The organism is Sinosporangium siamense (assembly GCF_016863435.1).
Lineage (GTDB): Bacteria > Actinomycetota > Actinomycetes > Streptosporangiales > Streptosporangiaceae > Sinosporangium > Sinosporangium siamense.
Window position 1 is genome coordinate 167,856 of sequence record NZ_BOOW01000031.1, and the last position, 25,377, is coordinate 193,232.

20 protein-coding genes and 1 tRNA gene are annotated in these 25,377 nt (G+C 65.4%); 10 read left to right on the plus strand and 11 right to left on the minus strand.

Annotated elements, in window-relative coordinates; all coding sequences use genetic code 11:
- Nucleotides 1–92: 92 nt before the first annotated feature.
- The 3 genes from Ssi02_RS24940 to Ssi02_RS24950 are packed head-to-tail and all read right to left on the minus strand — an operon-like array spanning nucleotide 93 to nucleotide 9,784.
- Nucleotides 93–3,476 carry a Swt1 family HEPN domain-containing protein gene (locus Ssi02_RS24940; protein ID WP_204029818.1) on the minus strand — a complete coding sequence of 1,128 codons (3,384 nt, stop codon included), beginning with the start codon at nucleotides 3,474–3,476 and terminating at the stop codon, nucleotides 93–95.
- 51 nt (nucleotides 3,477–3,527) lie between these two features.
- Nucleotides 3,528–6,278, minus strand: coding sequence for a DUF1156 domain-containing protein (locus Ssi02_RS24945; RefSeq protein WP_204029820.1), 2,751 nt, complete (start codon nucleotides 6,276–6,278; stop codon nucleotides 3,528–3,530).
- Nucleotides 6,275–9,784, minus strand: coding sequence for a helicase-related protein (locus tag Ssi02_RS24950; protein WP_204029822.1), 3,510 nt, complete (start codon nucleotides 9,782–9,784; stop codon nucleotides 6,275–6,277). Before Ssi02_RS24950 ends, Ssi02_RS24945 begins: the two co-directional genes overlap by 4 nt.
- Nucleotides 9,785–10,063: 279 nt before the next feature.
- On the opposite strand from Ssi02_RS24950, the gene Ssi02_RS24955 reads away from it, so the two are divergent.
- The 4 genes from Ssi02_RS24955 (at nucleotide 10,064) to Ssi02_RS24965 (ending at nucleotide 11,433) form a co-directional block, all read left to right on the plus strand.
- Nucleotides 10,064–10,465, plus strand: a complete 402-nt coding sequence (locus tag Ssi02_RS24955; RefSeq protein WP_373870194.1) for a hypothetical protein — start codon at nucleotides 10,064–10,066, stop codon at nucleotides 10,463–10,465.
- A gap of 135 nt (nucleotides 10,466–10,600) precedes the next feature.
- Nucleotides 10,601–10,876 carry a hypothetical protein gene (locus Ssi02_RS39640; RefSeq protein WP_307825776.1) on the plus strand — a complete coding sequence of 92 codons (276 nt, stop codon included), beginning with the start codon at nucleotides 10,601–10,603 and terminating at the stop codon, nucleotides 10,874–10,876.
- A 90-nt stretch (nucleotides 10,877–10,966) separates the two neighbouring features.
- Complete coding sequence (locus Ssi02_RS39645) at nucleotides 10,967–11,098, plus strand: hypothetical protein (protein ID WP_307825777.1); 132 nt, start codon at nucleotides 10,967–10,969, stop codon at nucleotides 11,096–11,098.
- 14 nt (nucleotides 11,099–11,112) lie between these two features.
- Nucleotides 11,113–11,433, plus strand: a complete 321-nt coding sequence (locus Ssi02_RS24965; RefSeq protein ID WP_204029824.1) for a hypothetical protein — start codon at nucleotides 11,113–11,115, stop codon at nucleotides 11,431–11,433.
- Between the two features lie 213 nt (nucleotides 11,434–11,646).
- Here Ssi02_RS24965 and Ssi02_RS24970 read toward each other — a convergent pair.
- Nucleotides 11,647–11,719 (minus strand) — tRNA-Arg (locus Ssi02_RS24970).
- A 1,019-nt stretch (nucleotides 11,720–12,738) separates the two neighbouring features.
- Here Ssi02_RS24970 and Ssi02_RS24975 point away from each other — a divergent pair.
- Nucleotides 12,739–13,839 carry a D-alanyl-D-alanine carboxypeptidase family protein gene (locus Ssi02_RS24975; RefSeq protein WP_204029826.1) on the plus strand — a complete coding sequence of 367 codons (1,101 nt, stop codon included), beginning with the start codon at nucleotides 12,739–12,741 and terminating at the stop codon, nucleotides 13,837–13,839.
- Nucleotides 13,840–13,894: 55 nt separating this feature from the next.
- Here the strand turns inward: Ssi02_RS24975 and Ssi02_RS24980 are convergent, their stop codons facing one another.
- From Ssi02_RS24980 to Ssi02_RS24995, 4 genes are all read right to left on the minus strand, one after another.
- Nucleotides 13,895–14,344, minus strand: coding sequence for a hypothetical protein (locus Ssi02_RS24980; protein WP_204029828.1), 450 nt, complete (start codon nucleotides 14,342–14,344; stop codon nucleotides 13,895–13,897).
- 160 nt (nucleotides 14,345–14,504) lie between these two features.
- A complete protein-coding gene (gene mscL, locus Ssi02_RS24985) occupies nucleotides 14,505–14,909 on the minus strand; it encodes a large conductance mechanosensitive channel protein MscL (protein ID WP_204029830.1) in 405 nt (134 codons plus the stop codon).
- Nucleotides 14,910–14,982: 73 nt separating this feature from the next.
- Nucleotides 14,983–15,609 carry a Flp pilus assembly protein CpaB gene (cpaB, locus tag Ssi02_RS24990; RefSeq protein WP_239129586.1) on the minus strand — a complete coding sequence of 209 codons (627 nt, stop codon included), beginning with the start codon at nucleotides 15,607–15,609 and terminating at the stop codon, nucleotides 14,983–14,985.
- A 391-nt stretch (nucleotides 15,610–16,000) separates the two neighbouring features.
- Nucleotides 16,001–16,807: an S-methyl-5'-thioadenosine phosphorylase gene (locus Ssi02_RS24995; RefSeq protein ID WP_204029834.1), complete on the minus strand. Its 807-nt coding sequence runs from the start codon at nucleotides 16,805–16,807 to the stop codon at nucleotides 16,001–16,003.
- A 491-nt stretch (nucleotides 16,808–17,298) separates the two neighbouring features.
- Here Ssi02_RS24995 and Ssi02_RS25000 point away from each other — a divergent pair, with 491 nt between their 5' ends.
- The gene (locus Ssi02_RS25000; RefSeq protein ID WP_239129588.1) at nucleotides 17,299–19,296 is read left to right on the plus strand and encodes an MFS transporter; all 1,998 of its coding nucleotides are present in this window, start codon (nucleotides 17,299–17,301) and stop codon (nucleotides 19,294–19,296) included.
- Nucleotide 19,297: 1 nt separating this feature from the next.
- Here Ssi02_RS25000 and Ssi02_RS25005 read toward each other — a convergent pair whose 3' ends face one another.
- The 3 genes from Ssi02_RS25005 to Ssi02_RS25015 all read right to left on the minus strand — a co-directional run bounded on the left by Ssi02_RS25005 (nucleotide 19,298) and on the right by Ssi02_RS25015 (nucleotide 22,271).
- On the minus strand, nucleotides 19,298–19,624 hold the full coding sequence (locus tag Ssi02_RS25005) for an FmdB family zinc ribbon protein (RefSeq protein ID WP_204029836.1): 327 nt from the start codon (nucleotides 19,622–19,624) through the stop codon (nucleotides 19,298–19,300).
- Between the two features lie 95 nt (nucleotides 19,625–19,719).
- The gene (locus tag Ssi02_RS25010) at nucleotides 19,720–21,225 is read right to left on the minus strand and encodes a potassium/proton antiporter (protein WP_204029838.1); all 1,506 of its coding nucleotides are present in this window, start codon (nucleotides 21,223–21,225) and stop codon (nucleotides 19,720–19,722) included.
- A gap of 458 nt (nucleotides 21,226–21,683) precedes the next feature.
- Nucleotides 21,684–22,271 (minus strand): 5-formyltetrahydrofolate cyclo-ligase, encoded by a 588-nt coding sequence (locus tag Ssi02_RS25015; protein ID WP_239129600.1) that lies wholly within the window; start codon nucleotides 22,269–22,271, stop codon nucleotides 21,684–21,686.
- Between the two features lie 24 nt (nucleotides 22,272–22,295).
- Between Ssi02_RS25015 and galU the strand changes: the two genes are divergently transcribed.
- The 4 genes from galU to Ssi02_RS25035 are packed head-to-tail and all read left to right on the plus strand — an operon-like array spanning nucleotide 22,296 to nucleotide 25,355.
- Entirely contained in the window at nucleotides 22,296–23,195 is a 900-nt protein-coding gene (gene galU / locus Ssi02_RS25020; RefSeq protein WP_204029842.1) for a UTP--glucose-1-phosphate uridylyltransferase GalU, read from the plus strand.
- Entirely contained in the window at nucleotides 23,192–24,403 is a 1,212-nt protein-coding gene (glp, locus tag Ssi02_RS25025; RefSeq protein WP_204029844.1) for a molybdotransferase-like divisome protein Glp, read from the plus strand. Before galU ends, glp begins: the two co-directional genes overlap by 4 nt.
- A complete protein-coding gene (gene moaC / locus Ssi02_RS25030) occupies nucleotides 24,400–24,882 on the plus strand; it encodes a cyclic pyranopterin monophosphate synthase MoaC (protein WP_275410744.1) in 483 nt (160 codons plus the stop codon). The genes glp and moaC overlap by 4 nt, the downstream gene beginning before the upstream one ends.
- Nucleotides 24,879–25,355 (plus strand): MogA/MoaB family molybdenum cofactor biosynthesis protein, encoded by a 477-nt coding sequence (locus tag Ssi02_RS25035; protein WP_204029845.1) that lies wholly within the window; start codon nucleotides 24,879–24,881, stop codon nucleotides 25,353–25,355. The genes moaC and Ssi02_RS25035 overlap by 4 nt, the downstream gene beginning before the upstream one ends.
- Nucleotides 25,356–25,377: the final 22 nt, after the last annotated feature.

Sequence of the window (25,377 nt, forward strand, 5' to 3'; positions counted from 1 at the left end):
GGGGGTGTTGCCTCGTTCCTGGTCTGCGAGGAGCGATGTGGATGAATCACCCTAGGTGCGGCTGCCGCCACGCGGGCGCCAGCCGTACCGGGTCAGCGGTCTTCGAACTTGCCCTCGACCTTAAGGTGGCCGAGGTTCTCGAGCACCTTCATGACGGTGTCGTCAGAGAATCCTTCGGTGCGTCGAGCGGTGATCTGAACTTCCACATCGAGCTCCACACCGTCGGGAGCGGTGAGCAGGGCGAGGAGATCCTTCGCGAGGCTGTTGAGGTCGCGGGAGTAGCGCTCCGGGTTGACATGGAGCGACCCCCAGAACCTGGTGTTGCGTACGGCGGGCAGGGGCGGGGGCTTTGGGCCTGGGCCGGAGGAGCCACCGGGCGTCGGCTGCCCGGAAGGAGCGGTTCCCGTCGTTTCGGTGAGATCCGCCCCGTCCCCGCCCGGCGTCGGGACGGACTGCCGCTCCTGTTCCTCGCGAGCGCGCTGTGCCTTGGCCCGGCCCAGTTCCACCAAGACGCTGCGGTCGGTCAGCTGGCTGAAGTACTCACCGGTGCCGGGGATGACGAGCTCGATGTAGCGGCGGTCCTCCTCGTCGTACCCGGCGGCGACCGCGAAGCCCTCGACATCGCCGGTGAGCTCTTCGAGGACCCGGAAGATGCCCTCCTCGAGGACCTTCCGGTTGCGCAGACGGCTGAGGTAGGGGAAACGACAGTAGTACTGCCACAGGTCCCCGAGCGAGATGTGCCCCTTCTCCCAGACCTTGGAGAGCTTCTTCTCCAGGTCGTGGCGGATCAGCCGGGCCCCCTGGACCGCGCGAAGCTGGTCGAGGTTGCGCAGCTTGGTTTCCACTCGAGCGGGGATGACATCGCCCTCGTCGTCAATTGTGACCGAGCGCAAGCCGATGCGGCCGGTCTTGTCGTCCCAGATCGGATAGATCACCGTGTTGTACGCCTGGGTGAGTCGTAGCCAAACGGTGTCGTCGGCGGTCTTGCGGCGCTTCTTCGCCATTGCGGCCTGATCGGGGACGAGGGGCAGGTCCTGGTCGTTGACGATGGAATCCCATGCAAGGTAGTCGCGGGTGGCGTCCATCAGATAGCCGAGTAGCTCACGGTCCGCGGCAGCGAAGACCAACATGTTTTGATTAACCCGCGGCGTGTCGCCACGGGCCTCCAACGCCTGAGTGGCGAAGTCCCGAGCCGGACTGACCTGGTTTTGCGTAGAGAAATGATGGCGCGGGTGAATGATGGAGAGCGCGACCTCGTTGGTCTCGGAGATGTCGCCCCGCTCCAGGCCGGGGAAGACCCTCCCGAAGAGCCCTTTGTGCTTGCTCGCGGCGTCGCGCTCCTTCAGCCGACGGACGATGTCCACGTACACGTCTTCAGGGTGGCTGCGGTACTCCTCGGCACGGTCGCGGGCAAGTCGGTTGACCGACTGCTGGGTGTCGAACCAGTAGGAGCTGCCATCCACGTAGAAGTAGAGTGCCTGCTCGCTGAGCAGATGGATCGCCGAGGCGAAGTTACCCACGATGTCGCCGGGCAGGGCGGTGCCGAGCCAGATCCGCTTCCGCTCGACGCCTTTCTGCTGGGCGCCGGTGCGGGCGGCTGAGGCCAGAAACGCGGCTCGCGCCAGGCGACGGGTGATGTGCCGCTGGGCGAAGACGGCGCGGCTCTTGTCAATCCGCTCTGGCGTGGAATTCGGGGCGTCGACATCCGCCTCGATGACCGCTTTCCACGAGTCGGACAGGTAGTGGGTGACCTCGCCGAGCACCCACTCGTCGCCGAGCGGCAGCGACCCCGGCATGATTAGCGGGGCGGGGTCCTCTGCCTGCCAGAGTCGGTAGATCACTGCGCTCATCAGGCGGAGAACACCGCGGGTCTTCTGGAACCGCTCCAGCGTCGACCAGTCCTCGTAGAGCCGGTGAAATAGCTCGGGGTGGATCGGGTACGCCGCTTTGATCTCGTCCTCGTACTTGGGGTCGAGGACCACATTCGGGAACTCGGCTCCGTGCTCGCGGTAGAACTTCACCAGCGCCTTGGCGATGAAGTCGCGCTCCTTTTTCGCGGCGGAGGTCGGCTCCTCGAACAACCGCCGCCGGACGATTTCGAACGACTCGTCCGGCGTGGCTGGTCGCCAGTGCTTCCCGAGCCGGCCGACGACGTTCTGCAACCGCTCCAGGGCCTCCTGTCCACGAACACCGCCCACCTCGGCCTCGTTGCCCCTCGTGTTGCGGTCCTTCGGGTCATGCGAGGCGGGCACGGAGACAATAAGCATGACGCCCGGGATGGCCTTGGCCAGCTCGGTGAGGGTCTGGGCGAAGGTAAACTGCCCCTCGAAGTTGCCGCCGGGCAGGTCCTCCCGGCCGTGAAGCAGGCGTGCGTACGCCACCCACTCGTCGATGAGGATCACGCACGGCGCGTACGCCTCCAGCAACTGACGGAGCGATGCCCCCGACGGGACCCGATTCTGGTCGGACTCGGCGACGATGTCGTAGGCGTCCTGCCCGCCGAGCTGCCAGGCCAGCTCACCCCAGAGCGTGTTGATCCCAGGGCGGCCGCCCTCGTGGGTGGGCTTGGCCGTCTCGATGTGGTTGCCGACAATCGCGACACGACGCACGCCGGAGACGATCGGGGTTTCCCCCAGCATGTCCTGCACCGGCTGCGGGAAGTCGGTGGCCTCGTAGCCGGGGGCGTAGAGGTGCCAGACTGCGAGCATCGAGTGGGTCTTGCCGCCGCCGAAGTTCGTCTGCAGATTAAAGACCGGCTCTGCGTTGCCGTCGCCGGCGATCCGGCGGGCGGTGTTGGACAGCAGTTCCTTTAGGCCGTCGGTGAGGTAGGTGCGCTGGAAGAAGTGGATGGGGTCGGCGTACTCGGGGCTGTTCGCCTTGCCGTTTGCTACGTGGTAAAGGTCGGCGGCGAACTCCGCCTGGGCGTACTTGCCGGTGCGGACGTCCTCATGCGGGATCATGACGTCGCGCCAGCTACCGAGCTTCTCTGCCGAGACAGTGATGGAAGCGGAGGCGCTCTTGCGGGCGCGGTCGAGCGCCCGCTTGTTGTCGATCTGGGTGCGGTGCTCGTCGCGCTGCTCGCGGACCTGGTCGGCGGCGGTGGCTGCGCCAACGGCGCGGAGCAGCCGCTCCATCGTGTCCAGGATCCGGTAAGCGTCGTCGTAGGTGAGCTTCTCGTTGTGCGCCCAGGCGTTTCGGGCGTCGCGCAGCTCGCTCGCGTAGCGCTGGCCGGAGTGGCCGATCAGGTCGTGGAAGACCTTCCGATAGTCGGTGATGACCTTCAGCTGGAGCTGCGGGTCGTGCTTGGCCAGCTTCATCCCACCGCCGTGCTTGCTGGCTTCATTAGCCGCGATCAGGCCCAGCCAGTCCTTGCCTGGGGGCGCGGCGTCCTGCATGAGCCGGTCAATGACCGGCTCCAGCCCTTCGGCAAGGATCTCGAACCCTTTGCCCACCCGCTGGGCATGCGACAGCGCCATTTCTTCCTTGCCTATCCCCTCGCCACCCATGTTCGCCCGCCCGGCCGCTCGTCAGTCGTCATCGTCTTCGGCCTCCTCCTCGAAGGAAGAGAAGAGATCATCGATCTCAGGTGTAACGTACCGCTCAGGCGAGACATTTTGGGCGGCTGTCATGATGTCCGGCCAAGCGGTACCGAGCTCGTTGAACATGGTGGCCGTTTTCTGGTATTTCCGGTCGGAGATTTTGAAGAGCCGGTGGACGAGCCGGTTAACTCGGTCGAGGCTGATTGCAGCGTCCGTACGGCCCCGCACTCCGGCGACCAAACGGGCCGCGCCGTCAATGCCCTGCTCTTTGAAGCATTTGGCCAGGTGCATTGCGACCTCCCAGTGAGAGATCCGATTGTCCTTGACCGGGTCATAGTTCGCTGGCAGCTCGTCGAAGTCGAGCAGGCAGACCGTGGACCGGGGGGTATTACTGACGATCCCCGCCTCGACGAGATCGCGGATGGCAGTGCCGGTCTGGCGGAGCACAACGTCAGCATCACCGTACGCACCGCGATCGAAAGCGAACTGGCGGAACCATTTCAGCGCGAACCTGGTGGGCGCATCGAACTCGGCCTCTTCACCATCGATGATGGCGGTCGCAGCCTTGTCGATCTCGATAAGTGCCTCGCGTACGGTCATCGGCTTACCGTCCGGCTGGAGAACCTCCTTATAGCCTGAAAAGATCCGCATCCCCGGCCCGATCGCTGCCTGACCCATGTCCAGCGGAGACACGCCACCCTTGCGAAGCGCCTCGATAGCATCGGGGAGCTCCTCCTGAAGCTGTGTTAGGAAACTCGACTTGTCGGCAACGTCGTCGGCCTGCCGCGGACGACAAATCAGAATGATGTAGGAGGCAAGGGCGTTAGCTCCCTGGCTGACCTGTCGGGTGCTCATCGTGGAGTCAATCGGCATGGTGCCTACTACGCTGAGCTCGGAGGTTAGGACGGCCTGAAGCAGAGAAACCCAGGCGGACGAGACTGCCCCTGCGCCTTCCGAGTCATCCTGCTTGGCCGCGTATGCGACAACAATCGGGAGATCCGAGCGGGAAGCTTTCTGCAACGAGGTGAAGACTTCGGTGAAGCCGTCAATGAAGTACTGCTGCGCCTTCTCCTTGCTGCCCTCATGACGAGCTGGGTTCGCCACGAGTTCGACAGATTTCGGCGTGGCGATCGTCCCGAACAGATCCGGATGGATATCGTGCAGCGCACGGCGGAGCCAGAGGTAGAAGTAATCACTCAGGTCTGCATAATTGATCTGCCCGAAGTACGGAGGGTCCGTCACGATCAGAGCTGTCCCAGGCCGGACGAGGTCTCCTGCTCGGCGCGCATCGACCTGCACGACCCGTCCCGACTCCACTCCGATGGGCAGGGACTTCAACACGCCGATGACGGATGTGATCTGCGCAGACCAGCTTCCCACAGACTCGCCGAACGGATATGCCTCGGCGAAATCCCAGAGCATGGGCATCGCCTGCGTGCCGAATCCCGGTTCAGGCTTAGAGGGGCCGAGCCGCGTACGCCAGCGGACCAGACTGGAATTGGCTTGGGCCATCTTGCTGACGCAGATGCCAAGAAGCGTAGTGATAGCGCGTGCCTGTTCAACACTCCCGCCGTCAATAAGGATTTGGTCATAGACCTCCGCCACATCGTCGGCGAACGCGGCGAGCACCGCCAACTGCCTAGGTGTGTATAGGTCGATGTGGCGCCGCAACCCGTAGAGGCCCGTGCGGAAGTCTCTGGTGTTGCTCCCAATCTCGATCTCATCGAGATCATCCGGCACCTCAACATCAAAGCTGCGTTCAAGTTCGGCTGAGGGACTTACAAAGGTGCGGCCGCTCTTCGTATCCATGCAGTAGGCCATGAGCTGAAGGCCCAGATCGCCAGACTGTCCGGCTGCACGCAATTCCTTCTCGCCCAATGGTGATGAGCATTTTGGGCAGGCGAACTGAGCTCGTCCGGCACCCTTGGTCGCTTTGGCCGGACCTTCCTTTCCTTGGTGGACGACGAACTGAATCTTGTCACCGTTAACGACTGCCTCGACAGTGGCTTCGCGCCCCCTCTGCTTGCTCAGCCACGGTGACCCGAACAATGGCACGCGGACCTCGCACATGGGGTTGGTGCAGGGCGCGGTCCTGGCCCAGAGCCACGCCACCGGCTCGCCGCCTTCCAGCACAGGGTAGTAGGGACCGACCCTCTCCTTGACCTTCTCCTGCACGATGGCAGCGTAGTGACGGAGGTCGTCAGCGAATCCGTCGTACGGGAGATCGCGCATCCGGGCTGCGTCGTTACTCTTGGAGATCGCCGGGGTGAGGGCGACCGGGGGTAGCAGTTCCCCGAGCGCGCGGGTCACAAGCGCCGCCACTGGGTTTAGATCAGAACTCACCGCCGGAAGCCCCAGGCGCAGCGCTTCCACGATCGTGGAGCCACCGCCTGCGAAGGGATCCATGACGGTAGGCAGCTCCGGGTTGGACGCGGCGATCAACCTGCGAGCCCTGCGAAGTATGTCGTCCGACGGTGCGGTGCCGTCGAAGGGCACCAGCTCCTTGACGAACTCGATTAGGTCGTCTCGTTCCTTGCCCGGCCCGGGGTCGTCCACCAGTGAGGCGAAGATGAGCGCGCGGAGAGCCGGGGTCGGCATGGGGGCGAACCACTTGTGCAGGTTCTTGATCGTGCCGACCTTGCGTTCCTTGTATGCGATGCTCGCGTAGCTGATCTGCGTAAGCGGCAGTGTCACGTCGATGAGCTTGCGCCGGTACTCACCATTGGTTCCCTGGCTCATACCGGGGCTCCTCCTCGCTTCCACGTCTTCTTCCAGTCACCACCGAGCTCGGTGGCGTCGAACTTCCCGAAATCTACGTCCTTGAAGGGGTCAACGACATATCGGACATCGTCCTTGTCGGGCCCATCCGGATGAACGCTGACCAGCGCCAGCCGGAAGTTCTGCCCTGAATTCTTGCCGGTTAGGACCTCGGTCCGGGTGACGTGGAAGCCGTCTGCTCCGGTGATCCGGCCCTTGACCTCGATGAACACCCAGTGGTCATCCACGGTACGGGACCGGATGTCGTACCCGGGATTGTTATGGGCCATCTCCTCCGGGATCCGGCCGAGCTTCCGCTCCTCTTGCAGCACTCGGTCGACCGCGCGGCGTTCCACGGCCTCGGTCTCCCGCGCGTACGCCTCCGGCGGCTGGTCTCGGAGCCCGGCCAATCGGTCGAGCAATCCCTGCGGGATTACCAGGGCGGCCCCGCCGACCCGGGGTGGACGAACCTGGAGACGGGCGTCGCGGTCGAGCTCGCCCATGCGCCGTTCCATCCGCTGTTCCAGGTTCCGAGCCTGGCGGTCGGCGAACTCGGACTTCATCTTGACCGACTTGCCGGCCTGCTCGGCGTCGAGGAGGTCGGCGTGGCGCGAGTCCCAGTAGTTGATCTCCTGGAGGAGGCGCTGCCGTACTAAGCGCCGGGTCCGTTCGGTCTCACGGGTGACGCGCTCTTGCAGATCGGCGATGTGTGTACTCAGGCCGTTCTGCACAGCCCAGCCGATGGCGATATCTTCGACGCCACTGGCCAACCAGGGCTCTTCGAGGATGGGCTGGACCAGGGTGCGCTCCTCCTCGGTCGTCGGCGCGTAGTCGAGATAGGGCGCGGCTCCAGCCGTGCGGGCTTCGGAACGGCCGATCTCGACGAAGTTGAAGCGCTTGCTGATGATCCGCGGCTTTTCGTGCCCGTCGGCGATCTCCTGAGCGACCGCGACGAGCAACCGCGGTTCCTCGTCGACGTCGCGCCGATTGACCAAGATGACGCCCTGCTTCAGCTGCGAGCCGTACCGGTCGACGATCAGCGAGACCACGGCGTCGAGTAACGGGTGCCCCGGAGCGAGCAGCGCTGCCTGGGGCGCGCCCGCCTGACGGATGAGGGATCGGTCGAAGGTGACCCGCTCATAGCGGTGGACCACTGGCGCACCGATCTTGATGAGGTGCTCGAAGTGACGGACGTCGGCCGGGACGTGGGTGATCTCGTACCGGCCCGGCTCACGTTCGGAGATCCGGCCCCCGAGCAGCTTGAAGGCGGTGAGGAAGAATGCCTTGATGTAGTGCGGTTGGAGGCGGCGGGCCTTGGCCTCCTCCATCCGCAGCCGCCAATCGGCGACGTCGGCCTCAGCAAGCTTTTGGTGTGCGAGGGCCCGCTCGGCCAGCAACTTCTCCAGGCCGTCGCCGACCGAGGAGTCGATAACCTCATTGAGCCGGTTGCGTACCTCGGGCTGGTCGCCGTACTGGATGGCCTCCATGAGCAGTGCGCGGAGCGGCCGATCCTGGAATGCCTCGCCGAGGACGTCGAAGACCTTGCCCTTGTATGCCTTCCGCTGCTCCTCGATCTTGCCCAAGAGCCGCAGGAACACCGCGCCCTCGCGCGTGTCCCCGGCGACCAGATTCCACAGGTGGCAGACCTCAGTCTGGCCGATACGGTGGATGCGGCCGAAACGCTGCTCGATTCGGTTGGGATTCCATGGAAGGTCGTAGTTGACCATGAGGTTGGCGCGCTGAAGGTTGAGACCTTCGCCGGCCGCATCAGTGGCGATCAGGATGCGGCAGTCTTTGTCCTGGGTGAACAGCTCCTTAATCTTCCGGCGGTTGTCACGGGAAACACCACCGTGGATGGTGACGACCGCCTCTTTGCTGCCGAGAAGGCCGCTGATCCGATCGCGAAGGTACTCCAGGGTGTCCCTGTGCTCTGTGAAGATGATCAGCTTGCGGGGGCTGCCGTCTGCGTCGCGGACCATAGGGTGGCTGAGCAGCAGTTCACGGAGCTCGATCCACTTCTTGTCGGTGCCGCTACGCCGTACCCGACGGGCGACCTCGACGAGGTCGGCGAGGATTAGAATTTCCTTATCGAGCTCGGCGAGGGTCTGCGCGGCAGTTGCGGCGTCGACGACGTCGTTCTCGAGCTCTTCGAGTTCTGCACTGGGCAGGTCATCCAAGGTCGTGTCGTATTCGGATGGGTCTTTGCCGAGCATTGCGGCGAGCCGGTCTCGGAGCGTGGTCTCTATCGGACTGCGGCCGGTGAGCATCTCCTGGCGCAGGAGTTGCAGACGCTTATGGCGGCGGATGAGCGACTGCAGGATCGCCTCCGGGCTGGAGGCCAGGCGCCGTTGGAGGACAGTGAGGGCGAAGCCGACGGTGTTGCCGCGTTTGCCGTCCGCCATGGCTTGAGCCTTGCCCATTTGGTCGCGGACATACTCGGTCACAACCTCGTACAGCTCGCGCTCGGCGTCAGAGAGCAAGTAGGGGACGGTGTATGCGCGCCGCTCGGGGAAGAGCGGCTTGCCCTCGAAGGTGAGCAGGTCTTCCTTGACCATGCGGCGCATGAGACCGTCGGTGTCGGTGGAGCTGACGCCCTCGCGGTACTTGCCCTCGAACCGGTCGGAGTCGAGCAGGCCCATGAAGAGCTGGAAGTTGGCCTCATTGCCTGCGTGCGGGGTCGCGGTCATCAGCAACAGGTGCCGGGTGTGCTTGCCGAGGATCTCCCCGAGCTGGTAGCGCTTGGTCTTCTTCAGTTCATCGCCGAAGTAGCTGGCGGACATGCGGTGGGCCTCGTCGACTACGACCAGGTCATAGTCAGACTGCTTGAGCTGCTCCTGGAGATCCTCGGAGCGGGAGAGCTGGTCCATCCGTGCGATGAGTAGCGGGTATTTCTCGAAGGCAGTCTGGTCGAGCTGGGCGTTGATCAAGTCACGGGTGAGCACGTCGAAACGGAGGCCGAACTTGTCGAGGAGCTCTTCCTGCCACTGGTCGACGAGGCCGCCTGGGGCGACGATCAGGCAGCGCTCCAGGTCACCGCGGAGCATGAGCTCCTTGATATAGAGGCCGGCCATGATGGTCTTTCCTGCGCCTGGGTCGTCGGCCAGGACGAAGCGCAGCGGGCTGCGGTCAAGGAGCTCGCCGTAGACCGCCTGGATCTGGTGCGGTAGCGGCTCCAGGTCACTGGTCGTGACCGCGAGCATGGGGTCGAAGCGGGCGGCCATGCGGATACGGAGGGCCTCGGCGGCGAGTTTGAAAAGCGTGCCATCGCCGTCGAAGCTGTAGGCCGCCGATGCAGTCCGAATGGTGAGGCGGGCTTCCGAGTCACGATAGAGGAGCTGGTCAGCGACGCCGCCGTCCTCAGCACGGTAGGTGAGCATGACGGCGTTGTCGCCGTACCACTTGGCCGCTACCACGGTGACGTTGCCGTTCGTTGTCACTCCGTCCACAACGGTGCCGGGCGTCAGGTCCTCTAGCCTTACCCCCGCCACGTACGCCTCCCCTTAGCGTCGGCCTCGTGCTTCACGTTATTTCGCAATCCTTCCGGTTGAGTCACGCAGAACATAGCGGGCGGCCCTGACAGATCCGGTTGGAAGCCCCCGAAGTTCTTGCATGCAACTCTCCGCAACCTTCTCACAGCGTATGGTGGCGGAGAAGGTGAGAACTCCAGCTCAGCCAGCACAGCATGGTGCCGAGCAAGGCATACCGCGAGGCGTCTGCGCCGCGTTACAGCAGACGAGATCGCCAAGACCTCGACGGCACTGCTGCGAGTGGCGCAGCTCGGACGTGCCTTTGGCATCTACCTGTCCTGCTGCGGCCAGCGCATCGGCTCCGACCTCGGCCCCGGCGTCACCGCGCTGCGCGCCCAGTGCTCAGGACGGATCTGCCACCGCGTCAACGATTCCGAGACCGCGACCATGACCCTCGGCGACCTCGACCCGGCTGCCCTGGTCTCCGCCCGCGCCATCGCTGCCGAGACACCCGGCGTCGCGATCGTCGCCTCCCAGGACGGCCAGTGGTACCGCGCCCGTTCCTTCCACGTCTCCGAGCGAGCCGCCGAACACGCGGCCCGGATGTACGCCGACCTGGCCCCCTCCTGGGACGAGATTACCGAGGGCGCCCACACGACCGAGATGAACACCTGCGACCTAGACGAACTCCTCAACGCCTGAAAGGGGGACACGATGCGACGCCTTGCCTGCTGGCTGATCGACTCTGGGCCGGTCCTGGTCCTGGCCGTCATCGCGGGTGCCGGATCGTTCACCCACATCCGGGACACGGCCACCGAGCACTGACAGTCCGGCTGGATGGCCTGGGCCATCGCCGTATGCGTCGATCTCACCTGTGTCATGGCCGCTCGCGAACGCCAGCGCGACAAGAAGGCCGGCCGCGTCCCGGACGGCTGGATCTCCTGGCCGACCCTCGTCCTGATCGCTGGGGTCGTCCTGTCCCTGGCCGCCAACCTTAACCAAGCCGACCCCACCGCCTGGGGCTGGCTCACCGCCGCGACCCCGGCTGGCGCCTTCCTCGTCGCAATCTCCATGCTGGAGCGCCGCGCCTCAGCTCCATCCTTCATCCCGTGAGTCGTCCCCGAACCGGTCCTCACGCCTGTCCCGATCGTCGAGATCGAACAGGACGGCCCGTCCTCAGAGCTTCTCGACTACGCCCGCCGTGTGGCCGAGGAATACCAGACCGCGCAGGGCAAGCCGATCAGTCGCGACACCCTGCGCGCCCGTCTGGGCGTATCCCACCAACTGGCCTCCGACCTGCTGCGCACCCTGCGCACCGCCCCGGAAGCCCCGTGAAAGGAGAACCATCCATGTCCACCGACTCCGAGCGCCGTACCGCCTTCATCTGCGGCCTGCGGGACCTGGCCGCCTTCATGGAGACCAACCCCGCCGTCCCCGTCCCAACCGACCCGACGATCATCACCTACTACCCCGAGCAGAGCACCGACACTGGCCTCCGCGCCGAGGTCGACCGGATCGCAGCACTGTGCGGCACGAAGGTCGATCCACGCCTGCTGCCACACGGCCTCTACACAGTCGCCCACTGCTTCGGACCGATCCATTTCGAGGTGACGGCGATCCTCGAAGCCGCCCGGGACGGTGCCGCCACCGAACCTCCCCATGGGTTCTGAACTGCACGATGACCAGGTGACCTCAGCTGAGATCCCGCCCAAGCGGTGGCGCTGCTGCCACTGCGGCGGCACCGGACTCGACAGCCTCGGCATCACCTGCGAATCCTGCGACGGCCTCGGCTTCTGCTGAGTCGTCGGCGCCCCCGGCCTGATCGTACATCCGCTTCAGGGAAGAACTCCCAAATCAGACGGCAAACTATAAGGTCAACTAGGTGCCCCCGGCATGATTCGAACATGCGACACCCGCTTTAGGAGAGCGGTGCTCTATCCCCTGAGCTACGGAGGCAAGGGTTCCCGCCTAAGCGTAGCGAATGTTGAGGGTGTGTGTGACGTGAGGCGAAGTGGAGTGGTGGCTTCGTCATGGGTCTGCGAAGCGGGGTCAAGGGATCGCAAGGGGCAATGGGGGGTGGGCGGTGCGTGGCTACTGTCGCGGTCTGTGTTGAGAGGACGAGAGTGGTGGACGAAGCGGACGCTGAGGTTGGTCGGGGTGATGTTGGTGCCTGGGCTGTTGGCGGCTGCTGTGTTTGTGGGGGAGATGGTTGGGGTGGGGGTCAGGCCGGACGTTGGCGGTTTTGGGATTGGGGGGGAGGGCAGGCGAGGGGGGCCGTTGTTGGAGGGGCAGGTTAGGTGGGGGCCGGTTTTGGTGCGTCGGGTTGAGGTGGGCCGGCGTTCGAGGGCTGAGGGGTCGGCTGAGGTGGCTGGTCGTCGGCGGGGGGAGCCAGCGGAGCGTGCGGGGGCTCGGAAGAGGGAGCGGTCTGAGGGGAGAGGGGGGTCTGTGGTTGCGGAGCGGGGCGACGCGGGTGGTGTGGGTGCGGGAGTGGTTGGTGCTGATGCCCGTGTTGAGGGAGAGGAGTTGGTGGAGGGGGTAGATCGGCGCTGGTTGGGTGATGGGGAGCGACCGCCGGCGGTGGGTGGGCCTCGGGTTGGTGAGGGGGCTCAAGGATGTGTTGTTGAGTGGCGGGCTAAGCGGTTGTGGGAGCGGTGTGATGGGTGGGGTGAGGAGGGGGCTTATGCGGGTTGGTGATCTAGGGAAGTGGTGTAGTGAGCGCGAGGTGGCGGGGGGTTCGTGTCCGACGCTCCACACGAGGGTGCGGGTGGGGTTGAGGTGGGCTCGGGTTCGGGATTGTTGGATGGGTGATGTGGGGGGTCTTGAGGGATTCTTGTGGCAGGGTGGAGATGGTGGGGGCTGGGGTTCTTGAGTGACAAAGTGGATGCTTTTTGAACATAACGGCTCTGGATACTCGGGTCCGGGCACTTACGTGGCTTTGGTAACGTGCGTGCCTGTGCCGGGTCACGAGTGCGTAAATGGAGGAGTCGAAGGTGCCATCTCCTCGATCAGCGGCTCTGATCGCGGTCGTGACGGCGGTGGCTTCGCTGTTCTACGTGCCTTCGGGGTCTGCTCGGGCTGAGGTCGCGGTTGAGGAGGCCGGGGCCTCTGGGTGGGATCCGAAGAAGTTGACGGAGCTCAGGCGGCAGGCTGAGAAGGCGGCCAAGGAGCTGGAAGAGGCTACTAAGGCGCTGGAGCAGCGGCGGAGCAAGATTCGGAACTCCCAGAAGGTGCTGGAAGGTAAGCTCCGGGCACTTGATGTGGCTGAGGATGCCCTGGCGAAGGTTAGGCAGCCACTGTCTGAAGTGGTGGCGTTCATCTATCAGCAGCCGGGCGCCAATGACTTCGGGGCGTTCCTGTCGGGGGATTCCACGGCTGACACGATGCGGGGGATGGGGCTCGTCACGCATCTGGTGGAGCAGCGCCAACAGGTGATCGACGAGAGTAGCCGGGTTTACGCGGAGCGGGAGAAGCTCGCGGGGGAGGCGCAGGAGCTGCGGGCGGACAACCTGTTGACCGAGGCGCAGTTGGCGGCGGAGATCGATACGTTGCGGAAGCGGTCGGACAAGATTGTGAAGTCGCTGACGCAGGCGTTGGTGAAGATGGGGATCAAGGTCGACAAATTGGGGAAGGCGGCCTTCTCCTGTGACCCTACGAAGGCTGTTGCCGCCAACGGCTTTCCCAACGGGCTGATTCCGGGCAACTATCTGTGTCCGCTGCAGCAGCCTGGGCATACGTTGCGGGCGGATGCGGCGATCGCCTTCATCAGTATGAACGAGGCGTACAAGAAGAACTTTGGGCAGCAGATCTGTGTGACGGATGCCTATCGCAACCTGGCTGAGCAGCAGTCGGTCTACTATCGCCGGCCGGGGTTCGCGGCGGTGCCGGGGCGGAGCAACCACGGGTGGGGGCTTGCCGTCGACTTGTGTGGGGGGATTCAGAACTCCGGATCGCCGCAGTTCAGGTGGATGGAGGCCAACAGTAAGCGGTGGGGGTGGTTCCACCCTGATTGGGCTTACTCCAACCCGTTTGAGCCGTGGCACTGGGAATATGACCCGAAGCTGACGGCGGCTCGTTGATCGACGGGACGCCGTTTGCCCCCGGCTGTCGCGGGGGCAAACGGGTCTGCCGGGGTCACTTGATCCTGGTCATCACGGAGTCGTAGCCTCCACCGCCGGGGTAGGTCCAGCTGCCGGTCAAGGTGTCGCCGTCGGGGTTGAAGGTGCCCCTGTAGTAGGCGGGGGAGCCCTTTTCGCCGGCCCAGATGGTCAGGGTGTCGCCTTCGGGGTCGTAGACGTAGTCGAAGGTGTTGCCCAGGCTGTCGTAATAGCGGGACTTGAGGTCGTCGCCGGGCTTTTCAGCGCCGAAGGGCTTCTCGCGGCCGATGACTTCGAACCCCACGACCGGCTGGCCGTATTGCTGCAGGTCGATGTCCTGGACGAGGAAGAACTTCCCTTCGGCCCAGCGGTAGGTCACGGTGCCTTCGGCGCCGCCGGACACCTGCCACTGGCCGATCAGGCGGTCCAGCCATGTGAGCTGCTCGTTGGGCTGGGCTGCCTGCGGGGTGGTGGTGTTGTCGGCCATGGCCGGTTCCTTTCTCTCACGGAGCGCCTTGGGTGCGCGTCGTGCCTCTCGGCTCACGCACTGTCAGGCGTCGCGTTTTGCTGTGTTGCCCGTATGACCGGGGTGGGGAGAGAAAGGAATCGGTTCATCTGAGTGACCTGCATCACATATCGGGTGCTGCTTACGGGGTGGCTCTGACGATCTCGCTGGTGCAGAAGGCGCAGCGGGTGGCGGCCTTGGGGATCTCGGACAGGCACTCGGGGCAGTTGTGCTTGGTGCTCTCCTCGACCTTGCCGAAACGGTCGGTGAGGCGCTGATAGGGGGCGAGCACGAAGAAGTAGACCACCGTGGCGACGATCAGGAACGAGACCAGGGCGTTGACGAACGAGCCGTAGGCGAACTGGGCGTTGCCGACGGTCAGGACCAGGTGCTTGAAGTCGGGCAGGCCGCCGAAGACCGAGATCAGGGGGGTGAGCAGGTCTTTGACGAAGGAATTGACGATCGTGGTGAAGGCGGCACCGATGACCACTGCTATGGCGAGTTCGAGCACGTTTCCACGCAGCAGGAACTTCTTGAATCCGCTCATGTGAGCTCCTTGTGTTACTGGGACGGCGAGGAAATTGTATTGCCGAACGTTGGGTGCTCATTGCTCTCCGTAACTAGGGTTGCGGCTCGATCATGACCGACAGGCGGGTGCCCTGCTGGGCACCGGCGAGGCGGGATGCCTGATCGGCGGTGGTGGCGAGGACGACCAGGGCGCCTGAGCCGGAGCGGTGGTCGTGACGGGTGGTGATGACGCGGGCGTTGTCGGCGACGGTCTGAGCGGGGGCGGGGGTGGCGTCGTCCCACTGGGAGGGGGCCGCGAGCACGTCGACCAGGTCGCCCGGTGACAGGAGGCGCACGGCCTCGGGGTCGGATATGCGCACGGGCATGGCCACAGTGCCTGCGCCGTATCCGGACAGCATGCCGGGGCTCAGGAGGCGGGCGTCGGTGAGTGGTTCGCCTCGGCGCATCGGGGCGACGAGGGGGCGGTGGGTCGCGGCGGAGCCGGGGCGGAGGGTGCCGTCGGGGATGAGGGGGGTGGGGAGGTGGAGGGTGGTCAGGTCTCCTGGGCGTAGAGGGCCGGCGCGGAGGTCGCGGGCCGCGGCCAGCACGGCTTCCGTGGGGGCGGGCGGGGGGCGCAGAGCGGCGTAGGAGGTGATGGCGGCCAACCCGGTCAGGCCGATCGCCAGCAGGCGGCGGTGGCGGCTGAGGCGACGTTTCCAGGTGTCGGCGAATCTGCGCATGCTGAGCTCCATCGGTTGTCGGGCATGGCGATGCCCATTGGTGGGCTGGAGGTGCCCTCGTGCCCATTGGTGGGCTGGAGGTGCCCTTTGGCGAGGTGGGGGGATGGGGGGAGATGGGCTATGCCTTTCGGGGGCATCGTGGGTTTGCGGACATGTCGGGATATCCGCACTGGGGTCGGCTTGGTTTACGTGTCGGACTACCGGACTCGGGACTGGTTCCGGGCTCGCGGGTGTGTCGACCCGATCTCGGTTTCGGGCTTCAGGGCTCGCGTGTGCGTTGCCGGACTGTCGGCGTCGAGGTCGGCGGGAGGCGGGGGCTGTGCTGTCGGGGGCACGGCTTTGCGTGCGCGGCGAACCAGCCGCGTCGGGGCCAGGGAGGCGGGGGCCGGGGTTAAGGGAGGGTGATCGGGAGTTTGAGGCCGTCCAGGGCAGTTGGGCAGGGGCACGTGCGGGTCTCGGGGAGGGACTCGATCGCCTGAGTGACCAGGGAGCGCATGCGGGTGATGTTGCTCGCGAAGAAGGCCAGGACCTCCTCGTGGGTGACGCCGTCGCCGGCTTCGACGCCGGCGTCGTGGTCGGTGACCAGGCAGAGTGAGGTGTAGCAGAGGGCCAGCTCCCGGGCGAGCACGGCCTCGGGGTGGCCGGTCATGCCGACGATGGTCCAGCCGTTCGCGGTGAACCACCTCGACTCGGCCCTGGTGGAGAATCGGGGGCCTTCGATGACGACCAGGGTGCCGCCGTCGACGGTCTGCCAGCCGGCCTCGCGGGCTGTGTGCACGGCGGTCTCGCGGCCGGACGGGCAGTAGGGGTCGGAGAAGGACACGTGGACGGCGCCGCCCGTGTCGTAATAGGTCTGGACGCGGCTGGTGGTGCGGTCGACGAGCTGGTCGGGCACCACCAGGGTGCCGGGTCCGAGCTCGGGGCGTAGGGAGCCCACGGCGTTGGGGGCGATGATCTGGCGCACGCCCAGAGCGCGGAGAGCCCATAGGTTCGCGCGGTAGGGGATGCGGTGTGGAGGAAGGCGGTGGTCGCGTCCGTGGCGGGGGAGGAAGGCGACGCGGCGTGAGCCGAGGCGGCCGACGGAGATGACGTCGCTGGGTGGGCCGTAGGGGGTGGGTTGCTCGATCTCCTCGACTTCGTCGAGCAGCGAGTAGAACCCCGAGCCGCCGATGACGGCGATGTCTGCGCGAGTGACCATGGCGGAGACCTTAGCGGGCGGCTGTGCCCCGGCTGGGCTTCAATCTCGGCTCTGTGGACAGAGGGGACAGCGGCCCTCTGCCTGTGGATAACCCTGCCGCTCAGCATGCGAGTCGGTCTCTGCCGGATTGCTTTGCTGCATGTGCCCTACTGAGCGATGGTTCCCTGCCAGATTGCTTTGCTGCATGCGCCCTACCGAGCGGCGGTTCCCCGCCGGATCATCCTGCCGCCCGGTATCTGCGTGTGTTTCCGGTGGCTTCCTACAGGATCACCCTGCCGCCCGGGGTCTGCGTGCGTTTCCGGTGGCTCTCTGCTGGATCATCCTGGTTCCCGGCATGCGCGACCAACGGGGATCACCCTGCTGCGGGAGCTGGTGGTTTCAGCGCTGTCTAGCATGGAACCGGAGAGAGCGATTGATTGATCGCAAAGGGTGACAAACTTCGCGCCCGGTGGTGTCGGCGATATCCGCCGGGGAAATCTGTGGAAGATGCCATGACCACCATGGATGTGCGGCCTCAGGAAAGCAAGCGCGGCTTGCCGGTCATCATCGGGACGCTCCTGCTCGCGATGTTGCTTGCGGCACTCGATCAGACGATCGTGTCCACAGCCTTGCCGACCATCGTGGGCGATCTGGGAGGTCTGCAGCACCTTTCGTGGATCGTCACCGCCTATCTGCTCGCTTCCACAGTCTCCACGCCCCTGTGGGGCAAGCTCGGTGATCAATATGGGCGAAAGCGGCTCTTCCAAGCGGCCATCGCCATCTTCCTTGTCGGGTCCGCTCTGTGCGGGCTGGCGGGCAGCATGGCGCAACTCATCGGGTTCCGGTTCTTCCAGGGCATCGGTGGTGGCGGGATCATGGTGCTCGCCCAGGCGATCGTCGGCGATGTGGTCTCGCCTCGGGAGCGCGGGAAGTATCAGGGGTTCTTCGGCGGCGTGTTCGGCACCGCCAGCGTCTGCGGGCCGTTGCTCGGCGGCCTGTTTGTGGACCATCTGTCCTGGCATTGGGTCTTCTACATCAACCTGCCCCTCGGAGTGGTCGCCCTGTTCGTGGTGGCGACGGTGCTCCCGGCCACCCCGGTGCGTATGCGGCACACGATTGACTATGCGGGCATCGTCCTGCTGGGTACGGCGGCGTCCTGCTTGGTCTTGTTGAGCACGTGGGGCGGCACCCAATATCCGTGGGGCGACCCGGTGATCATCGGGTTGGGGCTGGCGGCTCTGGGGCTCCTGGTGGCCTGGGTGAGGGTGGAACGCCGGGCGGCCGAGCCGGTGCTGCCGTGCCGGCTGTTCGAGTCCCGGGTGTTCAACGCCACCGCGGCGGTGGCGTTTGTGGTGGGCTTCGGGATGTTCGGGGCGTTGACCTATCTGCCGGTCTACACGCAGGTCGTGCATGGCGTATCCGCGACCATGTCGGGGGTCTATCTGCTGCCGATGGTCCTTGGGATGCTCAGCAGCTCTGTGCTGAGTGGCCAGCTCATCAGCCGCTTCGGAAGATATAGGCGCTTTCCCATCGTCGGCACGGGACTGGCCACGGTCGGCATGTTCCTGCTGTCCCGGCTGGATGAGCACACTCCCACGGCGCTCATGTCGCTCTTCCTGCTGACCCTCGGGCTCGGGCTGGGCCTGGTCATGCAGGTGCTCGTGCTTGTGGTTCAGAATGCTGTGCCGTACGAGGACTTGGGGGTTGCCACCTCGGGTGTGACGTTCTTCCGCTCGATGGGTGGGTCGTTCGGCGTGGCGGTGCTGGGGTCGGTTTTCGCGGCGCGGCTGGAGGAGGAGGTGGCGGGGGCGGTAAGCCGTATGCCGCTTCCGCAGGGGTTCGACCTGGCGACCGTGCGTGGGGATCCCATGGTGATCAAGACGCTGCCACCGCTGATACGCGCGGAGTTCCTGCATGTCTACGCGGACGCGATCTCCGGCGTGTTTCTGTGGGCGGCGCCGGTGATGCTCTTGGCGTTCGGCTTGTCGTGGTTGATCCCCGAGGTGCGCCTGCGGGAGACGACAAAGGCCATGCCGGTGGGCGAAGGGTACGGCGGAGCATCCGCGCAGCGTTCGTCCCTGGACGAGGTGGAGCGCGGGCTGGTGCACTTGGCGGACGCGGATCTACGTCGCGACTACTACCGCAGGCTGGGCGCCTTGGTGGGGCTTGACGGCATGCCGCCGGGATGCGTCTGGTTGCTGGCACGGCTGGCCGTGGTGGGGACGGCCTCGACCGAGCAGCTGGCCCGGCAGGCGAACGTTCCCCCCGAGCGGAAACAACCCTATGTGGATCGCCTCATCGCCGACGGGCTCGTCGGCAGGTCGCCGGACGGGGAGCTGCGGTTGACCGAGCAGGGGCGTCAGGTGGCGGGCAGGCTGGTCGCGCAGTGCCGTGAGGGGCTGCGCCGCATGGTCGCGGATTGGCATCCCGACCGCCACCCGGAGCTTGACGTGCTTCTCACGCGCCTGTCGTCGCATCTGCTGGGGGCGGAGTGCGACCGGCCTCGATGAGTCAGGACGACGCTGCCGCTGAAGCCGGAGCCGAGCTCGTCGACGAGGAGGACTCGCTTTTGGAGCTGTCGGACTTGGTGGCCGTGTCGCTCTTGCCGGAGTCGCTCTTGTCGCTCTTGGACGGCGAGGACGCCGTGCTCGACGAGCTGGACGAACGGCTGTCGGTGCGGTAAAAACCCGAGCCCTTAAAGACGATGCCGACGGCGGAGAACACCTTGCGCAGGGCTCCCTTGCAGGCAGGGCACTCGGTGAGGGCCTCGTCGGAGAACCTCTGCACGACCTCGAGCTGCTCGCCGCAAGCGGTGCAAGCGTACTGGTAGGTGGGCACGCGCTACTCCTCTTCGATCCGAACCGGTTGGCACTCTACCGGTACGACTGCTAATGGTAAGCAGCCGATAAGCATAAACGCGACTCCGGATACCCTCATTCCGCCCCTCCTTCGCCGAACCAGCCCGCGAGTTTGCCCTGTCTGCTGACGGCACGCAGCCGGTTTTCCACGGTTTTCCTGATGGATGCGGTGGTGACGACGAGGAGCTGATCGTCGGCTCTGATGCGGGTGCTGTTGGAGGGCACGAAGGTGCGTCCCTCCCGCACGATCAGTGTGACCTGGGCGTCGGCGGGCAACCGGAGCTCGAAGATCTCGACGCCGTGGAGACGGGAGCCCTGGGGGACGCGCATTTGCAGGAGTTCCGCGTTGAGTTCATCCAGAGGGGCGGATTCCACATCGAGGTCCTGCGTCTGACCTGCGACCGACACCTTCAGCATGCGTGCGACAAAGGGCAAGGTGGGCCCCTGAACCAGGGTGAAGACCACCACGATGACGAAGACCTCGTTGAACAGAAGCTTCGCACCCGGCACATCCGCCGCCCACGGAATGGTGGCCAGGATGATCGGGACGGCGCCCCGCAGACCGGCCCACGCGAGAAACGCCTGCTCACGCCAGTGGAGGTGGTCAATTCTGGTGAACCGTGCAACCGCCGCCGAAACCACGATCGACAGTGGCCGGGCGATGAATACAAGCACCGCGCCGGCGATCAGGCCGGGCAGGATGGCGGAGGGCAGCTCGGACGGGCTGGCCAGGAGCCCGAGCATGACAAACAGCCCGATCTGGGCGAGCCACGCCGCGCCCTCGGCGAAGCCGCGGGTGGTCGAGCGGTGCGGAAGTGTCGCGTTGCCCAGGATCAGGGCACAGACGTAGACCGCCAGGAATCCGCTGCCGTGCAATAGAGCGGCGCCGCTGTAGGCGACGAAGGTCAGGGCGAGGACGGCGAGCGGATAGAGGCCGGAGGCAGGGAGCGCGACTCTGCGCAGCGCGTATGAGCCGAGGGGACCGACGACGAGGCCGACGATCGCGCCAATGACGAGTTCGTAGCCGATCTCCACGAGGGCGTTGCCCAGATGGGGCAATTGGGTGCCCGAGGTGCTGAGCAGGACCACCGCGATCACGGTCGGGGCGTCGTTGAAACCGGACTCGGCTTCCAATATGCCCGCGAGCTTGGGGGGCAGCGGCAGGCGGCGCAATACGGAGAAGACCGCCGCGGCGTCGGTCGAGGCCAGGATCGCGCCCAGCAGCATCGCCGTGTGCCAGCTGAACCCGAGCACAAGGTGCACCGCTACGCCTACCGCCAAAATGCTGACCGCCACCCCCACCGTGGCCAGCACAAGTGCGCTGGGTACGGCGCGGCGTACGTGGCTCCACTTCGTGGTGAGACCACCTTCGGCCAGGATCAGCGCGAGCGCGGACAGGCCGATTTGCTGGGCCAGTTCGGCGTTTTCGAACTGGATCCCGAAGCCGCCCTCACCGAGCAGCAGTCCTAGGCCGAGAAAGATCAGGAGTGAGGGAAATCCGCTGCGATGTGCCATTCGTACCGCCGCGATCGCCGCAATAACGACACCAGCACCCAGAAGCAGCCAGACATCCAGCTCCACCTGACCCCCTCTCTATATCCGACAGGCAATAGTGTCCTATATAACCGGCTACTCCGGGTATCCGAATGGTCTACCTTGGGCGACCACGTCCGCTCTTTGGGTGGTTGATCTGCTACTCAACGTGAGAAGAGATGTCGATCAAGTCGGCAAAGGTCTGATTCCCGTAATCCGGGAAGACGTGTCACCTGAGCGTGGGAAATGGGCACAGTGCCCGGCGATGGCTGTGCGAGTGGAGCGCCGGAAGGAGTATCCGGAGTGGCGATAGATGCAGGTCATGCGGGTTTGAACCGCCCGCGCGACGCAATAGGGGCACGGGTGGATCGGCCGCCGCTGCGGCGTGGGGGCGCGTTGGGCGCTGCCCTGGTTACGGCATTCGGCCCTGCATCATGAAAAACAGGTAAATGTCCACATGTATGACATTCGTCACACTCCGCAGCGCAAGCCGTACAGGGCGTTTGTCAGGCTTGTGCCGCCGTGGCTCCGACCGCGTGCACGCCCGATGGGCGTGCTACGTATCGCACGGCCTGATCGTGTGCCTCTGTGGGGATCGTGTCGACCAGTTCATCCTCATAAAGCAGGGCGACGGTCGGCACATTCGGCCCCACCCTGGCCAGGGCGCGATCGTAGGATCCGCCGCCTCGGCCCAGCCGTACGCCGTTTGTGCGGCCCACCGCTAGTGCGGGCACGATCACGAGTGCGGCGGTGCGTATGGCGTCGACGCCGCGCCTGACGTCCACAGGCTCCATGAGGCCGAAGGGGCCGGGGGTGAGGGTGTCCGGACCGTCGTAGACCGCCCAGTCAAGGTCGTTGTCCTCGCAAAGCACGGGAAGCATCACCGTGGCCCCATGTTTCCACAAGGCGAAGACCAAACCATGGGTGTCCGGCTCTGTGCTGATTGACCAATAACAGGCGACAAGCCCGGCCATTTGCACCCACGGCTGGTCAAGCAGGAGTTCTCTGGTCGAAGTAGCACTAATCCGCCGTAGATCCTCGGACATGTCGGCCCGCGCGGCCAGGATGGAGCGACGGCGGTTCCGCTTGTCCAAAGGGTCCTCCACTAGGGTTCCTACATGGCTGACTTCGACTCGGTGACGAAAGCTGTCATCCCTGCCGCAGGGCTGGGCACCCGGTTCCTGCCTGCGACCAAGGCGACCCCCAAGGAGATGCTGCCGATCGTTGACAAGCCCGCCATCCAGTATGTCGTTGAAGAGGCGGTTTCCGCTGGACTCCTCGATGTCCTCATGGTGACGGGCAAGAATAAGCGCTCGATCGAAGACCACTTCGACCGGGCGATCGAGCTTGAGGATCTTCTTACGGCCAAGGGGGACGACGAACGGCTTTCCCAGGTCAGAGAGCCCGCTGACCTGGCCACGCTCCACTATGTGCGTCAGGGCGAGCCGCGCGGTCTCGGCCACGCGGTCCTGTGCGCCAAGCAGCATGTCGGAAATCATCCTTTCGCCTGCCTGCTCGGCGACGACATGATCGACCACCGAGACCCGCTGCTCCAGCGCATGATCGAGGTGCGCAAAACGTATGGCGGCAGTGTCATCGCGCTGATGGAGATGCCGAAGGAGCAGGTGTCGCTGTACGGCTGCGCCGCGATCCTGCCCACCGACGCCGACGACGTCGTGCGGGTCACCGATCTTGTCGAGAAGCCGCGTCTGGAGGACGCCCCCTCGAACTGGGCGGTCATCGGGCGTTATGTCATAGACCCCGCCGTGTTCGAGGTGCTGGAGAACACCCCGCCCGGCCGCGGGGGCGAGATCCAGCTCACCGACGCCCTCCGCGAACTCGCCGGACGCGGCTCCGCCGACGGCGGCCCCGTGCACGGTGTGTTGTTCCGCGGACGCCGCTACGACACCGGTAACAAGCTCGACTATCTCCGCACGGTGGTGCAGTTCGCCGCCGAGCGTGAGGACCTGGCCGGCGAGTTTGTACCCTGGCTGAAGGACTACCTTTCAACACGATGAAATCCGTCGACGACCACCTCGGTGAGATCCTCGCCACCGTCCGCACGCTGGCGCCGCTGGAGCTTGAGCTCGAGCGGGCGCTCGGCACGACGCTGGCCGAGGAGATCACCTCGCCTGTGCCGATTCCACCGTTCGACAATTCGGCCATGGATGGCTATGCCGTACGCGCCGCCGATCTTGTGGACGCCTCGGAGACCAACCCGGTGACACTGCCGGTGGTCGACGACGTGGCCGCGGGGGACGGGCAGATCCACGCCGTCGGGCCGGGCCACGCCGTTCGCATCATGACCGGGGCGCCCATGCCCGCGGGGGCCGACGCGGTCGTGCCGGTGGAGTGGACCGACGGCGGCAGCGTCGCCGTGGTCGTCAATCGATCGGTCACCGCGGGCAACGCGATCCGGCGCGTAGGCGAGGACGTGAGCGCGGGCGACGTGGTGCTCACACCCGGCACGATCATCGGGCCCACCCAACTCGGCATTGCCGCGGGGGTGGGCCGGCGCCGGGTTCTGGTACGGCCGAGGCCCCGAGTTGTGATCTTGTCCACGGGGGCGGAGCTCGCCGAGCCCGGCACGCCGCTGGGTGACGGTCAGATCTGGGAGTCCAATAGTTTCACCCTGTCTGCGGCGGTTCGTGAGGCCGGCGGAGAGGGTTTCCGCGTGGGCATCGTGCCCGACGATGCGGCGGTGCTGCTCGATCAGCTCGACGCTCAACTGCTGCGGGCCGATGTGGTGATCACCAGCGGCGGTGTGTCAATGGGCGCCTACGAACCGGTCAAGGAGGCGCTTGGGCCGCTCGGCACCGTGCGCTTCGAGCGGGTCGCGATGCAGCCGGGCATGCCCCAGGGGTTTGGGGTGGTCGGTGAGGATCAGATCCCGATCTTCACGCTTCCCGGCAATCCGGTGTCCTCGTTTGTGTCGTTCATGCTCTTCGTGGAGCCGGCGCTGCGAAAGATGCGCGGATTGCCCGCCGGACCGCCGGAAACCATCACTGCCGTGACGACTGCGGCATTGCGCTCTCCCGCCGGCAAACGCTCTTATCTGCGTGGACGGCTCGGCATCGGTCCCGACGGCGCCAAAACCGTCGCCCCTGTGGTCAAACAGGGCTCTCACCAACTCGCGGCGCTCGCGATGGCAGACGCGCTTGTGGTCGTGCCCGAGCAGGTGACCGAACTACCGGAAGGATCCGAGGTCGAGGTGATTCCCCTGTGAGTGATGGTTTCACCCATCTCGATGAGACCGGTGCGGCTCGCATGGTGGATGTCTCGGCCAAGGAGGTCAGTGCTCGTACGGCACGAGCCTCCGGGCGTGTCCTGCTTGCTCCGCAAGCGGTGGCGTTGTTGCGCTCCGGCGACATCCCCAAGGGGGACGCTCTGGGCGTGGCCCGCATCGCCGGGATCATGGGGGCGAAACGCACCCCGGACCTGGTGCCGCTGTGCCATCCGATCGCGATCCACGGCGTCAAGGTGGAGCTGACCGTCGTCGACGCCGGGGTGGAGATCGTCGCCTCGGTCAAAACGGCCGACCGCACCGGGGTGGAGATGGAGGCGCTCACCGCCGTCACCGTCGCGGCGCTGGCGTTGATCGACATGGTCAAGGCGGTCGATCCGGCGGCGGTGATCACCGATGTCCGGGTGGAGGAGAAGACGGGCGGCAAGACCGGCGTTTGGCGTCCTGAGGTCGGCCGATGAAGGCGCTTGTGATCACGGTGTCGAACCGAGCCTCAGCCGGGGTTTACGCCGATATTTCCGGACCACTGTTGGTCTCATTGCTCGTGGACGCGGGCTGTGAGGTGGTGGACGGCCCGGTGGTGGTGCCCGACGGCGATCCCGTGGAGGTCGCGCTGCGTTCGGGGGTTTCCGGGGGTTACGACGTGATCGTCACAACGGGCGGCACGGGGTTGACCCCGCTCGACCTCACCCCCGAAATAACCCGGCGGGTGATTGATCGCGAAATTCCCGGCATTGCGGAGGCTATCCGGGGGATCAACCGGGAGAAGGTTCCCACCTCGATTCTTTCGCGAGGATTGGCCGGGCAGGCCGGCCGTACCCTGATCGTCAACCTTCCCGGCTCGTCTGGAGGGGTTCGCGATGGCATGGCCGTTCTCGCTCCGGTACTGCGCCATGCGGTGGACCAGATTGGCGGGGGAGACCATCCTCGTTGACCCCATGGCGAGTTCGTGTGCC

Coding starts and splice junctions, on each gene's coding strand:
- Ssi02_RS24940 (WP_204029818.1), bottom strand. CDS start 3,476: ATGGCGCTGTCGCATGCCCAGCGGGTGGGCAAAGGGTTCGAGATCCTT.
- Ssi02_RS24945 (WP_204029820.1), bottom strand. CDS start 6,278: ATGAGCCAGGGAACCAATGGTGAGTACCGGCGCAAGCTCATCGACGTG.
- Ssi02_RS39640 (WP_307825776.1), top strand. CDS start 10,601: ATGGCCTGGGCCATCGCCGTATGCGTCGATCTCACCTGTGTCATGGCC.
- Ssi02_RS24965 (WP_204029824.1), top strand. CDS start 11,113: ATGTCCACCGACTCCGAGCGCCGTACCGCCTTCATCTGCGGCCTGCGG.
- Ssi02_RS24975 (WP_204029826.1), top strand. CDS start 12,739: ATGGAGGAGTCGAAGGTGCCATCTCCTCGATCAGCGGCTCTGATCGCG.
- Ssi02_RS24980 (WP_204029828.1), bottom strand. CDS start 14,344: ATGGCCGACAACACCACCACCCCGCAGGCAGCCCAGCCCAACGAGCAG.
- mscL (WP_204029830.1), bottom strand. CDS start 14,909: ATGAGCGGATTCAAGAAGTTCCTGCTGCGTGGAAACGTGCTCGAACTC.
- cpaB (WP_239129586.1), bottom strand. CDS start 15,609: ATGCGCAGATTCGCCGACACCTGGAAACGTCGCCTCAGCCGCCACCGC.
- Ssi02_RS24995 (WP_204029834.1), bottom strand. CDS start 16,807: ATGGTCACTCGCGCAGACATCGCCGTCATCGGCGGCTCGGGGTTCTAC.
- Ssi02_RS25000 (WP_239129588.1), top strand. CDS start 17,299: ATGACCACCATGGATGTGCGGCCTCAGGAAAGCAAGCGCGGCTTGCCG.
- galU (WP_204029842.1), top strand. CDS start 22,296: ATGGCTGACTTCGACTCGGTGACGAAAGCTGTCATCCCTGCCGCAGGG.
- glp (WP_204029844.1), top strand. CDS start 23,192: ATGAAATCCGTCGACGACCACCTCGGTGAGATCCTCGCCACCGTCCGC.
- Ssi02_RS25035 (WP_204029845.1), top strand. CDS start 24,879: ATGAAGGCGCTTGTGATCACGGTGTCGAACCGAGCCTCAGCCGGGGTT.